Genomic DNA, 12,031 nt, shown 5'->3' with positions numbered 1-12,031 from the left:
CAAAGCCGATTAATGCCCTGCAATCCGGCGATGCGAACGGTATCGGCAGCACACGGGAAAGTCCATGCCCGAAGAGCTGATCCACAGCCACCTGAACGATCTTGCAGAGTCCGCCCCCGACAGACCCTCCCGGCACCGTCCGGCCAGCCGGCAACGGGTGCCGCGGATTCACTGAACGCCCGCTTCACCAGCCGTTCGGGGCCGGTACACCTCGCGCTACGTACGATTCGCTCCCCCGACCCCGGGCAGCCATCCGTCGAACTGGGAATGTTCACGGTCGTCAAGCCTCCCGAATGGACGGACATCCCGGTCGTATCCGGTTCACCGGCGAACCCCGGACAGCGAGTCCGGATTGCGCCGGACCGCCGCGCTCCCGCAGCCGCCGACCCGTGCCGCCCCCGGAGACGGCGCCGGTGCGGCCCGGTCGCCCACGGCCACAACAGCAAGGTCGTCAACCGGCGAGGCACGGCCGGCCGATCGTCTGGTCGATGCCACTGCCGCGATTCGCCTCCGCCTTCACCCGCCGCGAGACAGCCTGCCCGGCCAGGTCGGACCGGTCGTGCTGATCGACCGGCGTGAACAGGTTGGCGTGCAGGCTTTCCCAGGTCCTCGCCGGTCCGGCGAACCCCGCCTCGCCGATACCGCCGGACTCGCCGTTCCAGCCGCAGCGCAGCGGCTGACGGGCCCAGACCTTGGCCTGGCGGCTGCCAGGCCGATAGGCGCGCAGTCTTCGAGCGCGCCGAGGCCGCCGCGGTCCCGCCGGAGCGCATCCGCCGAGACATAGCTGGTACGGGTCACCGGCGGGTCGTAGGCACCGCTGCGGTGCAACGGGAACCCGTCGGACAGGAACGCCGTCCGGAACAGCCGGGTGCCATGCCGGGCGAATCCGCCCCGATGGTCTGCTCGTCGATGCGGGCGAGCCCCGGACCGGGCGGTGGCCGTCAGGCGGTAGGCCGGGATCACCCCGCCCGCATACTCGTGGATCAGGTCGTACCGGTATGGACCGTCCGTCCCCGGCGGCGGCTCCGGAGTGGCTCCGAGGCACGCCTCCGCCGAGCCGACTCCGGACGCCGCGACGACGACGGCGAGTGGCCACCGCGTTCTCCCGAGCATGCTGCTCCCCAGATCGGAATCGGCCGCGACGGTGTGCCGCAGTGGCCGAGATCATAAACTCGATGACCTTGAAACTTCACCGCTGCGACAGGCCCATTTGTGCAGTAGGCGGGCCCACGGGGGCCGACCCGGCGCGCCGGCCATCGGCCCGCACACGACCACTGCCAGCAACGACGGAGCCCACACGGCAACCGGCCCCGGAACGACCCTTTCAATGTGAAGCGAATCCTTTACACCTCGGAAACGGCCAGCACGTGTGTGATACTCGGCCGCCCAGCGTGGCAGCCCCGCGGCAGGCGAAAGATTTCTCGACATCGTGACAGCACTCGCCCACGCACAGCGCGTCCTTCCCCGCGAGGGCTCACCCCGGGAGAAGTAAATGAATGCACAAGACGAGACCGGCTTTCGCGAATTCGTTGCCGGGCGCTCACCGGCATTGCTACGCACGGCGTACCTCCTCGTCGGCGACCGAGGACGGGCCGAAGACCTGCTGCAGACCGCGCTGGTGAAGACCTACCTGTCATGGGACCGGATCAGGGACGGCCAAGCGACAGAGGTGTACGTGCGCCGGATCCTGATCAACACCGCGACCTCATGGTGGCGGCGGCGCTGGAACAGCGAAACGGCCACCGACCGGCTGCCCGAGACAGCGGTCGCAGACGCCGCCGACCGGATAGCCCAGTCCGACGAGGTGCGCCGCGCACTGCTGCGCCTGCCCGCGCGGCAGCGCGCCGCAGTGGTCCTGCGCTACTACGAGGACCTCGGCGAAGCGGAGGTCGCCGAGGCGCTGGGCGTCTCCCGCGGCACCGTCAGCCGCTACCTCACCCGCGCCCTGCACACCCTGCGCACGAAACTGAACGAGGAGGTCATGGCATGAACACCCCGATCGAGGACCGCCTACAGGACGACCTCCGGCACAGCGTCGCCGACATGGGCGCACCGGTCTTCCAAGCCGACGACGTGATCCGGAAGGGCCGATCCGTGCGTCTGCGCCGCACCATGTACGCGGGCGGTGCGGCGGTCGCCAGCATGGCCGCCGTCGCGGCACTGCTCGGCGCGGCGCTCGACCGTCCGGTCACCCCACCAGAACCGGCGGCCAGCCGGACCGCGACCGCCGGCCCGTCAGCGAGCGTCACCTGGCCGGGCCCCACCAGCCGTGGAATGTACCGGGACATGGTGGCCACGCTGGCCGCCGACGGCACCATCCGCCGAGGCGGCCACGTGGCCGCATACGTCCCGATACCCGAAAACGGCCGGGTCGTGAACGCCGCCGGAGTGAGCGGAGGATGGGTAGTCGAAACGGCCGGCCCCGACGCGGCGGCCGGACACATCACATCATTCCTCACCGCCTCCGGCCAGCTGCGCGACTTCGCGCCCCGGCTGGAAGGGGCCACCACCGCCTTCGCGCCCGACGGCAAGGCAATCGCCGCCTACCAGTACCCGTACCTGCACGTCTACGACCTGCCGTCGCTGACAGAGCACACCCGCATCGATGTCCGGCAGCACCCGCATGGCACCCAACTGCAGGACATGTGGCTTCGCGAAGGACGGCTCGCGGTCAGCTGGGGGACGGCCGGCGGCGCGCGCCCCGGCGCGATCACCGGCTTGGTGGCATACGACCTGGACACGGGCAAGGTGACAGTCACCGAGAACGCGGCCGTCGCGGACATCGCCGCCCGGGGCGCCTCTGCCGTCGTGTACGAAGGCGACAGCTGCCTGCGGGTGGGCCGCTTCAACGGGGCGGTGAGCCTGGACGGGACGCGAACCTGCTTCCCCGGCTGGGAGATCAGGCACGTGGCGCTGTCACCGGACGGGGTGGACACCGCGGTGTTCCTCAACCGGCCGGGCGGCCCCACCGACGGCGCGGAGCTTCGGATCATTCGCACCGAAAACCTGGCACAAGGCAGATCCGATGCAGCCGCCAGCTATCACGGCCGGCTGCGGCCGGTCCGGTGGCCGCACATCGCCTACCTGGTCGCCGCCACCGACGGACCCGAGAACGGACCCGCCGTCGTGTGCGGCGTCGCCCCACCACAATGCGACGAAGTCACGCTGCTGACCATCCCGCAGACAGTCATCGCGGACTACGCACCTTGAACGAGGCAGTTGTGCTCAGTGTTGGCATGATCAAGGCAGACTCAAGCGGTGAAGTCATCACCCCGCTCACGTTCGTGGTTGCTGCGAAGTTGGCATTCGCCGGGTTCCGGTTCCCCGAAGGTGATCGTGCTCGCCGCGCGGCGGTGCCCGCGGTTCGACCTGTCGTACCGCGATGTCGAGGGGTTGCTGGTCGAGCGCGGGGTCGAGGCCGATCACGTCACGGTCCAGCGATGGGCGCAGCCGACTCACCCCGCTGCTCGCCGACGCGGTAAGGCGGTCACTGCCGCACGGTCAGCGATCCCGGTCCGCGTTGGGTGGCGGTAGGGCTGCGAACGTCAACGTCGTTCGGGTGGGACGGTCTGGGCGACCACAGGGCGGCAGAAAGAGAACACGGTCCCACCTACGGCGGTTCGCGCTGGACCATTCGAATATTGCCCGCACATACGGCTCTACAGACATCGACGAACGAGCGAAGTCCCAGCTCAACGAGCTGGGACTTCGAAACGACGCAATCCGCATTCTGTGGGTGAACCGATGATACGGTGCTCGACACCCTTAGAACGCGATTGGCCTAGCTCAACGAGCCAGGCCAATCGGTATTTGGACACATCAGCACATGTCCGGTGGTGGACCATACCTGGCAGAATCCGAACCACATTGCAGCAGCTCACGGGCCGACCGTCACCGTACGGGCCGTCCGGACACGCCGAATGCAGCCAGTTCACGATGCGGGTGACGGGCGTCCGGGCACGACATTCGCCGTTGCCTGCCGGCCGCTCCTCCTCGGCCAGTGAGGCAGGCTACGGACCATCGTGGCGCTAGGACGAAGCCGGGGCTTCATGGACGCGACCCACTTCAGCAGGGCGTTCAAACACGCACACGTAATCTTCCCTCCGGCCTGGCGCGGCCGGAACCACCCCCGCCCCTCGGCGTAATGGTCTCTGCGCGGTCGCATTCCGGGACACGGACCGTCGATGCCGGTCTGGGCGCAGTCAGAGCGGCTGGACCATCAGTCGGTGGGGCAGTTCGACCGGCGCGACGTGTCAGCGAAAGGCGTCGATGTTGCGCGCAGCCCAGGCGGCGAAGGGGCGTGGCGATCGGCCCAGGACCCCGGCCACGTCTGGGCTGATCTGCTGCTCCCGTTCGGTCGGTGCGCCGAGGATCGCCAGCGTGCCCTCGACCACCGGTGGTGGCATGAACCGCAGCATCTGTTCACGGGCCTGGTCGGGCGTCTGCTCGACGAAGCCGATCGGCTCGCCGAGCGCGGCGGCCAGGTCGGCAACCCGTTCGCGTGGCGTGCTCAGCGCCGGGCCGGTGAGCTCGTACGTGCGGCCGTCGTGCGCGCCGTCGCGAAGGGCGACGGCGGCCACCTCCGCGATGTCGTCCGGGTCGACCACAGGCAGGCCGACGTCGCCGAACGGTGCGGCCACCGTCCGTCCGGCCCGGACCGATTCAGCCCACGCGAAGGCGTTGGAGGCGAAGCCGCCGGGGCGCAGGATCGTCCAGCCGAGGCCGGATCGGCTCACGAGGTCCTCGATGGCGTGCAGGGGTGCGTGCGACGCCGAACCGGGCCGCGTGCCGACCGCTTGCGAGGACTGCAGCACGATGCGCTTCACGCCCCCGGCCGTGGCGACCTGCAGGATTTCGGGCATGTCGAGGTTCGCCCCGGAACCCTCCACGAGCAGGAACAGAGCCTCGGCCCCGGCGAGCGCCGGGCCCAGGCTCTCCGGCCGCTCAAGGTCCGCGCGGTAGTGGCGAACTCCGTCTGGCACGGCGACCGGGCGTCGGCCACGGGACACCGCCGTCACCGCGGCACCCGACCTCGCGAGGATCGACGAGAGCGAACGGCCGACGTTCCCGGTGGCGCCTGTCACGACAAACATGTCTTGTGTCTCCAGTTCGACCGCGTCGTTCGCGCGGCTGGAGAAGACGCTAGTAGCACGGATATAGTAGGTACCTAGAGGAAAGTAATGGAGATGTGATGGAGGGCACGTGGAACGGTCGACGGACCCTGAGCTGGCGTGCCCGGTCGCACCGGTCGTCGATATCGTGTTCAGTCGTTGGACCACGCCCATCCTGTGGGTTCTCCATGAGCACGGCCGGCAGCGTTTCGTGGAGTTGGAGCGCCGGCTGACCAGCATCACGCCGAAGGTGCTCACGCAGCGGCTGCGCCAGCTCGAACGCGACGGGCTCGTCGCACGCACCTACCACGCCGAAGTGCCGCCCCGAGTCGAATACGAGATCACCGAGCTCGGCGCCAGCCTCGGCCCGCTCTTCGCGCACCTGGCCACCTGGGCCGAGGCCCGCCTCGGAGACGTGGAGCGGGCACGGCGCACCTACGACGGTGGGCGATGAGTCTGCGCCGATCTGATCATGCTGTTGAGCGGGCCGGACCTCCACGTCCACCAGCAGGCTTCGACTCCACGGTCTGCAAATCTGTGGTCGCCGAGGTGACCATGACCAGCGGTCGGCGCCACCTCCTCAGCATCCAGTTCTGATTCCGTCACCGGCGTTCAGTCCGGCCTCTGCCTGGACGTGACCGGCGCGGGCACCGGCAACGGCACGGCCGTGGTGCTGTGGACATGCCACGGCGGCAGCAATCAGCGCTGGACTCGATCCTGACCCGCAACTGAGCGCACGAGTCGGCAACAACAAAATCCGGGGATGGGATTCCGACCAGGGATTCCCACCCCATGCCTGTACCCATACTCCAGGCCCGCCCTGCCCGCTGGTCCGTGACGTAGCGGCCTACCTCGCCGCCAGCCGCCCGCACCAGCTCCCGGCTGGCAACCGGGGCCAAATCCTGATCACGTCCAGGGAGTGGATGACGGCATGGCTGAGTGCACCGGCTACACCGCCGCCCGGCGGCTGCCACGCGTGCAGTCTTGGCGATCGGAGCTGGTCGAGAAGGTCGACGAGCGGCAGCGATCGCGTCCTGCACCCCGCATGTGGTGCTCGCACACGGAGCGGACCGCCCGGACAACGCCCGCCGGATGCACGCCCTCGGACTTGCCGAGTGGCTGCCCGAGGCACGGTGGCAGGTCGACGCGGTAGCCGAGCTCATCATCCGCGTGCTGACCGAACCGGCATACCGCGACCGCGCGTACACATTGGCGACCGCATGGACCCGGACCGGACTGCCGCCGAGGCATGCATCCGCCTCGAGGCACTGCTCGGCCGGCAGGTCCACGGGAACTGATCGGGCTGCGGTGGGGTGGCCCACATCTTCCGGTGACCGCTGGCGCGCCGCCTCGGACCATCCGGCCCGACGTATCGGTGCAAGGGTCACCGGCCGGACGGGCCGCCGCGCCGCGACAACGCGGCACGGCAGACCCGAAACAGTCTGAAACTTTCGGAATCCCCAGGCCGTGCGTCGCCCCACTTTTTCGGGCTCGATATCGACATACCGACGTTCTCCCAACACGACCGACCCCACGCCACTTCGATCTGTGAAACGTCCCGCCGGTCCAGCCAACCCGGGCATGATTTCCGAAATGTTTCCGGAAGTTGTTGACAGTGCGACAAGGTGGGATCCATATTTGCGATTGACAGACATCACTGTCGGTCCGGGCCAACCGCGGCCCGGCACTCCGGTCGTCGAACGCATGACGACTGGCCCCACCACCGCGTGGTACGGCCCGCGCACGGTGGCCCGACACCACGGCCACCGACAGTCCTACCGGGTCGTATCACCCCACACCTTTTCGCCAGCCTTCACGAGGAGGAAGCACGCACATGCACGAGGCACCCATCCAACAGAAGAGCCGCAGAGGCGGCCGCCTCAGAATGCTCATCGGCGGCGCCTGCGCCGTCGTGGCGGCCGTCGCCAGCACGTTGATGGCCACCAACGCTTACGCCGAGGCCGACCGGCAGGTCTGCTCGAACACCACCGGCACGCACAACGGGTTCTACTTCTCGTTCTGGAAAGACAGTGGCGACGCCTGCATGGTGCTGCGCGAGAACGGCCGCTACTCCAGCTCCTGGAGCAGGAGCACCAACAACTGGGTCGGCGGCAAGGGTTGGGCCACCGGTAGCCGGCGGACGGTCAGCTACTCGGGCACCTACAACCCGGGCAACAACAACACCTACCTCGCCCTGTACGGGTGGACGCGAAACTCGCTGATCGAGTACTACGTTGTGGAGAACTTCGGCAGCTACAACCCGAGCAGCGGCGCTCAGCGGCTGGGCACGGTCACCACCGACGGCGGCACCTACGACATCCTGCGCAGCCAGCGGGTCAACCAGCCGTCGATCGACGGCACCGCCACGTTCTACCAGTACTGGAGCGTGCGCCAGCAGAAGCGGAGCAGTGGCACCATCACCTTCGCCAACCACGTCGACGCCTGGGCCCGCGCCGGCCTCAACCTCGGCAGCAGCTGGGCCTACCAAGTCATGGCGACCGAGGGCTACCAGAGCCAGGGAAGCTCCGACATCACCGTCCGGGAAGGCACCAACCCCGATCCTGGACCCACCACTGGTCCGCCGAGCGGTACCAGCCAGATGATTGTGGGTCAGCAGTCCGGCAGGTGTCTCGACGTCCCGAACTCGAGCACCACCAACGGCACCCAGCTCCAGTTGTACGACTGCTGGGGTGGCTCGAACCAGCGGTTCACTCACACCTCAAGCAGGCAGCTGACGGTGAACGGCAAGTGTGTGGACGCCTCAGGCACCAGCAACGGCACCGCGGTGATCCTCTATGACTGCCACGGCGGCGCGAACCAGCAGTGGAATGTCAACAACGGCACCATCACCAGCGCGCAGTCAGGGCTGTGCCTCGACGCCGGCGGCACCGGCAACGGGACGAGGATCCAACTGTACAGCTGCTGGGGCGGGTCGAACCAGCAGTGGAGCTTCCGGAACTGACCCGGCGCCACGGGGCCAGGCACGGACCGGTCTGACACCGAAGGCAGGTGCAGCTGGGGTGCCGACGATGGTCGGCACCCCAGCCTCCGTGCGGGGCCATCCGGCGGGGTGCCCGGGATGGACGGCTCCGGTCACGAGCGGGTAGATCCTGTTCCCGGCAGGTGCGCCTGGGACAGGTAGGCAGCGGCCCGGCGCAGCACCTCGTTCTCCTGCTCCAACAGCGGCCCGCCGAGCGGCGCCCTATAGCGCTCGGTCAGGCATACAGCGCGAAGTAGATCGCGATGTGGTGACAGGTCGCGGCGATCACCGTGCAGGCGTGGAACAACTCGTGGTGGCCGAACACTGCCGGCCAGGGATTCGGCCGGCGGCAGGCGAAGAGGATGGCGCCGGCGCTGTATCCGACTCCCCCGGCTGCGAGCATGATCAAGGTGGCGGGGCCTCCCGTGTGGAGGATGTCGGGAAGGATCGGGATCGCCGCCCAGCCCAGAATCAGGTAAAGCGGTGCGCTCACCCAGCGCGGTGCGTGCGGCCATAGCGTCGACAGCGCGACGCCGGCCAGTGCGCCGCCCCACACCAGCGACAGCATCACGGCGGCCTGGCCCGGCCGCAAGAGCAGTACGCAGAGCGGGGTGTAGGTGCCGGCAATGAACACGAAGATCATCGCGTGGTCGAGGCGACGCATAGTCAGATAGCCGCCCGGGCTCCATACGCGGCGGTGGTAGAGCGCACTGACGGCGAACAGGGCACACACGGTGGCGCTGTAGACCGCGGTGCTGACGACCGGCGCGACGCCAGGTCGGGACGCCGCGAGCACAACGAGGACTACGCCGCAGACCACCGCTGCGAAAGAGGCGTAGACGTGCAGCAGCCCGCGCATGCGGGGCTGGCCGAAGTCGGCGAGGGTGGCACGGTGGGCGGTCAGGGTCATGCCATCTGCCGCAATTGCGACAGGGTGCGGGTCAGCAGCCGGGAGATGTGCATCTGTGACAGGCCCAGCTGTGCGGCGATCTGTGCCTGGGTCAGCTCGGCGTCGTAGCGCATCGCGATGATGCGCCGGTCGCGTTCGGACAGGCGACCCAGTCGGTTGCGCAATAGCATCCGGTCCTCGACCGACGCCAGCGCGGGATCGAGCACCCCGAGCACGTCGGCCAGCTGCCCGTCGTCTTCTCCGTCGCCGTCGGGGCGCGGCCGGTCCAGCGACAGCAGCCGGTAGGAGTTCGCAGCCAGGCGGGCCTCGCCCACCTCCCGCTCGCTGACGCCGAGCCGTCCGGCCAGCGCTGCCGGGCTGGGGGTGCGAAGCAGCTCGTGGGTGAGCTCGTCGTTGGCCACCGCGACCTCCCGGTACAGCTCCTGGACACGGCGGGGTACCCGGATGTCCCAGGTCGTGTCGCGAAAGTGCCTGCGGATCTCGCCGAGCACGGTGGGGAACGCGTAGCCGATGAACGGGACGCCGCGGCTGGGGTCGTACTTGTCGACCGCTTTGATCAGCCCGATGGTCGCGGCCTGGGTGACGTCGTCGGCGGGCTCGCCGTGGTTGCGGAACCGGCGGGCGAGGTAACCGGCCATGGGCAGGTACCACTCGATCGCGGTGCGGCGTGCGGCCGCCCTGGCAGGGTCGCCGGCAGGCATCGCGTGCAGCAGGACCAGCAGCGGATCGGTCTCGCGCAGTTCACCCAAGCCGGCTTCCACGCCGGTGCCGCGGGTCCGCGTTCGCGGCTGCCACTGATCGGTGCGCTCAGGCGACCTCGCGTACCCGCAGGCGGGCGACCGGTGTCGGCTCGCGGTAGGCCGGGCGACCACGTACGGCACGGTCAGGAGTGCCGTGCTCGCCGTCGGGGGGTGGTTGATGCGGTCGTGGCCGTAGGCGATGTCGACCATCGCGTTCACGTTCCTTCACTGTGGCCGTGGATCAGGCTCTCGCGGCGTCTGCGCGGGAGTCTTTCGCAGGGGCGACAGGCACGTGCCGGGCGGACCGCCTGGTGATGGCGGTGCGCGGGTTCCGGTCGGGAGGGGTCGCGGATAGGCGGCGGAGGACGGCCCCCAGGAATCCGGGCGACGTCCGTACTGTACGCCCGTTTTGCCGTCAAGTGTTAGTGGGCCGAGCAGGTCCGTCCGGATGTTCGCGGGACGCAGGTGAGCCGTATCCCTACTGCGCACCCTCGATCGGCGACTGAACGCGGCGAAGGACTCTTCCCGCCCAAGGAAGCGCGCTCCGCACTTGAGCCGCACGAGCGCAGGCCACTGACCGGCGACGACGCGCCAGGCATGTAAGGAGCAAGGTCGGATTGACTCATTGACGGGGGGGGCATTTGTGGAGCAGATTTGCCCACCAACAATCGAAGAAGCTCGCTAGCATGATCGCTAGCGAGCTTCTGACCTGCGTACATCTGTGGGCGATACTGGGATCGAACCAGTGACCTCTTCCGTGTGAAGGAAGCGCGCTCCCGCTGCGCCAATCGCCCGCAACGGAATGGAACTCTACAGCACCCGCGGTACCTCGCGCATCTCGGTACCCCTCCCGCGTGTCGTACCCGACAAACCCCCCGAAACAGCACGAGACGAGGTGCTCATCGCGAGCACCTCGTCGGAGTGCTGACCGGATGTCCGGTCGGAGTTGCCTGGCTCAGGGAGTGATCATCAGGGCTGACCGTCGCTGGTCAGCTGCTGATCATCGACCGGCGAGCAGCCGGTTGACCGCTGCGTCGACGTCGAGGTGGTCGGTCTCGCGACCGCGGGGTACCACGACGTAGGTGCGGCGCAGGAAGCGTACGAGCACGCTTCGTGGGACTTCGAAGAGCGCGTTGCCGTCGGGCGACGACAGGGCGAGCGCGACGAAGTCGCCGCGCGGGGTGGCCCAGGGCCAGACCCGCACGTCGCCGATGCCGGCCGGTTCGTCGAGTCCGGTGACCAGGAGTTCGCGGGCGAACGACCAGCTCACCGCCTCGCCGCCGGCGGATTCGGCGTGGAAGAGCACATGCACCGCGTACGGGTCGACCGGGTCGTAGCGAAGACTCGCCCGCACCGGAAGCGAGGTCGCGTCGGGCGCGACCAGCCGCAACGATGTCTCGACCTCGACGGTCGTAGGACGGATAGCACTCATGGACGTACTCCCCCCGGCACTGCGGCGGAGCTTGACCGCCCCGCCCCTCCCATACTCAAGGTGACCCTCCCCTATACGCTCCGTCATCGTACGATCTCACCCGATAGCGGGAAGATCGATGATTACGTGGGCACGGACCCACCACAGGGAGTAAGATGCCGTGCTTTTGCCCGGTATTGCCGATCGTGCGATGCCGGCCAAGACCGTCGACACACTCCGGTAACGTCCAGTCATCGGGGTTGGTGACGGGTGATTCCGCGACCCCGGCGACATGGGCGACAAGGGTGTGGAGATGAGCGACAAACCGGACTTTCCACGGGGCTCCAGTACCTGGCGGGACCGGGCACGGATAGCGCATCAGACCGTTCGGGCTAATCCGACCGGGGCAGCCGTCCTCAAAGTGATCATCGGAGCGCTCGGTGCCGTGGTCGTGGCGATCGGCATCCTGCTGATCCCGCTGCCGGGGCCGGGCTGGCTGATCGTGATCGGCGGTCTGGCGATCTGGGCGATCGAGTTCGTGTGGGCGCGGCACCTGCTGCAGTTCACCAAGGACAAGGTGCGCGGCTGGACCGAGTGGGTCAAACGCCAGTCGCTGCTGGTACGCCTGCTGATCGGGCTGGCCGGGCTGGTGTTCGTGGCCGCGGTGCTCGTCACCACGCTGCGCTACAGCTTCGGCATCGACGTGGTCAGCCAGGCCTGGGGCTACGTCACCACGCACTGAGATCGCCCCGACACCCGCTGACACCGCACGGAAACATGCCGGAAGCAGGCGCGTGACCACCGGTGAGAGGCGCGGCCGAGCGCTCCGGACAGCGGGGCCCGTACGTCCGGAGGACTTGACCGGACGCCCAGCAAGCG

General features: G+C 68.5%; 10 protein-coding genes, 1 tRNA gene and 2 pseudogenes. 8 read left to right on the top strand and 5 right to left on the bottom strand.

What is annotated here, in order from left to right:
• The first annotated feature begins 1,492 nt into the window (after window positions 1-1,492).
• The 3 genes and pseudogenes from AB0B35_RS32320 to AB0B35_RS32310 form a co-directional block, all read left to right on the top strand.
• Window positions 1,493-1,990, top strand: coding sequence for a SigE family RNA polymerase sigma factor (locus AB0B35_RS32320; protein WP_361052656.1), 498 nt, complete (start codon window positions 1,493-1,495; stop codon window positions 1,988-1,990).
• Window positions 1,987-3,210, top strand: coding sequence for a hypothetical protein (locus tag AB0B35_RS32315; RefSeq protein WP_361052652.1), 1,224 nt, complete (start codon window positions 1,987-1,989; stop codon window positions 3,208-3,210). Before AB0B35_RS32320 ends, AB0B35_RS32315 begins: the two co-directional genes overlap by 4 nt.
• 89 nt (window positions 3,211-3,299) lie before the next feature.
• Window positions 3,300-3,450, top strand: a pseudogene (locus AB0B35_RS32310) (IS6 family transposase); the annotation flags it as partial.
• An 803-nt stretch (window positions 3,451-4,253) separates the two neighbouring features.
• Here the strand turns inward: AB0B35_RS32310 and AB0B35_RS32305 are convergent.
• Window positions 4,254-5,285, bottom strand: a complete 1,032-nt coding sequence (locus AB0B35_RS32305; protein WP_361052649.1) for an NAD(P)H-binding protein — start codon at window positions 5,283-5,285, stop codon at window positions 4,254-4,256.
• Between AB0B35_RS32305 and AB0B35_RS32300 the strand changes: the two genes are divergently transcribed.
• From AB0B35_RS32300 to AB0B35_RS32285, 4 genes and pseudogenes are all read left to right on the top strand, one after another.
• A complete protein-coding gene (locus tag AB0B35_RS32300) occupies window positions 5,203-5,565 on the top strand; it encodes a helix-turn-helix domain-containing protein (protein WP_361052646.1) in 363 nt (120 codons plus the stop codon). The genes AB0B35_RS32305 and AB0B35_RS32300 overlap by 83 nt on opposite strands.
• Before the next feature lie 159 nt (window positions 5,566-5,724).
• Window positions 5,725-5,832 (top strand): annotated as a pseudogene (locus AB0B35_RS32295) (RICIN domain-containing protein); the annotation flags it as partial.
• A gap of 218 nt (window positions 5,833-6,050) precedes the next feature.
• On the top strand, window positions 6,051-6,557 hold the full coding sequence (locus tag AB0B35_RS32290) for a nucleotide disphospho-sugar-binding domain-containing protein (protein WP_360528837.1): 507 nt from the start codon (window positions 6,051-6,053) through the stop codon (window positions 6,555-6,557).
• A 388-nt stretch (window positions 6,558-6,945) separates the two neighbouring features.
• On the top strand, window positions 6,946-8,073 hold the full coding sequence (locus AB0B35_RS32285) for a glycoside hydrolase family 11 protein (RefSeq protein WP_361052643.1): 1,128 nt from the start codon (window positions 6,946-6,948) through the stop codon (window positions 8,071-8,073).
• Window positions 8,074-8,326: 253 nt separating this feature from the next.
• Here AB0B35_RS32285 and AB0B35_RS32280 read toward each other — a convergent pair whose 3' ends face one another.
• The 4 genes from AB0B35_RS32280 to AB0B35_RS32265 all read right to left on the bottom strand — a co-directional run bounded on the left by AB0B35_RS32280 (window position 8,327) and on the right by AB0B35_RS32265 (window position 11,173).
• Window positions 8,327-9,001, bottom strand: a complete 675-nt coding sequence (locus AB0B35_RS32280; protein WP_361052640.1) for a hemolysin III family protein — start codon at window positions 8,999-9,001, stop codon at window positions 8,327-8,329.
• Window positions 8,998-9,951, bottom strand: a complete 954-nt coding sequence (locus AB0B35_RS32275) for a SigB/SigF/SigG family RNA polymerase sigma factor (protein ID WP_361052785.1) — start codon at window positions 9,949-9,951, stop codon at window positions 8,998-9,000. The genes AB0B35_RS32280 and AB0B35_RS32275 overlap by 4 nt, the downstream gene beginning before the upstream one ends.
• Before the next feature lie 512 nt (window positions 9,952-10,463).
• A tRNA-Val gene (locus AB0B35_RS32270) sits at window positions 10,464-10,535 on the bottom strand.
• A 206-nt stretch (window positions 10,536-10,741) separates the two neighbouring features.
• The gene (locus AB0B35_RS32265) at window positions 10,742-11,173 is read right to left on the bottom strand and encodes an SsgA family sporulation/cell division regulator (protein ID WP_120318938.1); all 432 of its coding nucleotides are present in this window, start codon (window positions 11,171-11,173) and stop codon (window positions 10,742-10,744) included.
• 292 nt (window positions 11,174-11,465) lie between these two features.
• Between AB0B35_RS32265 and AB0B35_RS32260 the strand changes: the two genes are divergently transcribed.
• Window positions 11,466-11,894 carry a TIGR02611 family protein gene (locus AB0B35_RS32260; protein WP_361052636.1) on the top strand — a complete coding sequence of 143 codons (429 nt, stop codon included), beginning with the start codon at window positions 11,466-11,468 and terminating at the stop codon, window positions 11,892-11,894.
• Window positions 11,895-12,031: the final 137 nt, after the last annotated feature.

The sequence above is a fragment of the Catellatospora sp. NPDC049133 genome (assembly GCF_040648455.1).
Taxonomy (GTDB): Bacteria; Actinomycetota; Actinomycetes; order Mycobacteriales; family Micromonosporaceae; genus Catellatospora; species Catellatospora aurea.
Note: the sequence above shows the minus strand (reverse complement) of the source record. Positions and strands in the feature narration are given on the sequence as shown.

Coding starts and splice junctions, on each gene's coding strand:
- AB0B35_RS32320 (WP_361052656.1), top strand. CDS start 1,493: ATGAATGCACAAGACGAGACCGGCTTTCGCGAATTCGTTGCCGGGCGC.
- AB0B35_RS32305 (WP_361052649.1), bottom strand. CDS start 5,285: ATGGGCGTGGTCCAACGACTGAACACGATATCGACGACCGGTGCGACC.
- AB0B35_RS32265 (WP_120318938.1), bottom strand. CDS start 11,173: ATGAGTGCTATCCGTCCTACGACCGTCGAGGTCGAGACATCGTTGCGG.
- AB0B35_RS32315 (WP_361052652.1), top strand. CDS start 1,987: ATGAACACCCCGATCGAGGACCGCCTACAGGACGACCTCCGGCACAGC.
- AB0B35_RS32260 (WP_361052636.1), top strand. CDS start 11,466: ATGAGCGACAAACCGGACTTTCCACGGGGCTCCAGTACCTGGCGGGAC.
- AB0B35_RS32275 (WP_361052785.1), bottom strand. CDS start 9,951: ATGGTCGACATCGCCTACGGCCACGACCGCATCAACCACCCCCCGACG.
- AB0B35_RS32280 (WP_361052640.1), bottom strand. CDS start 9,001: ATGACCCTGACCGCCCACCGTGCCACCCTCGCCGACTTCGGCCAGCCC.
- AB0B35_RS32285 (WP_361052643.1), top strand. CDS start 6,946: ATGCACGAGGCACCCATCCAACAGAAGAGCCGCAGAGGCGGCCGCCTC.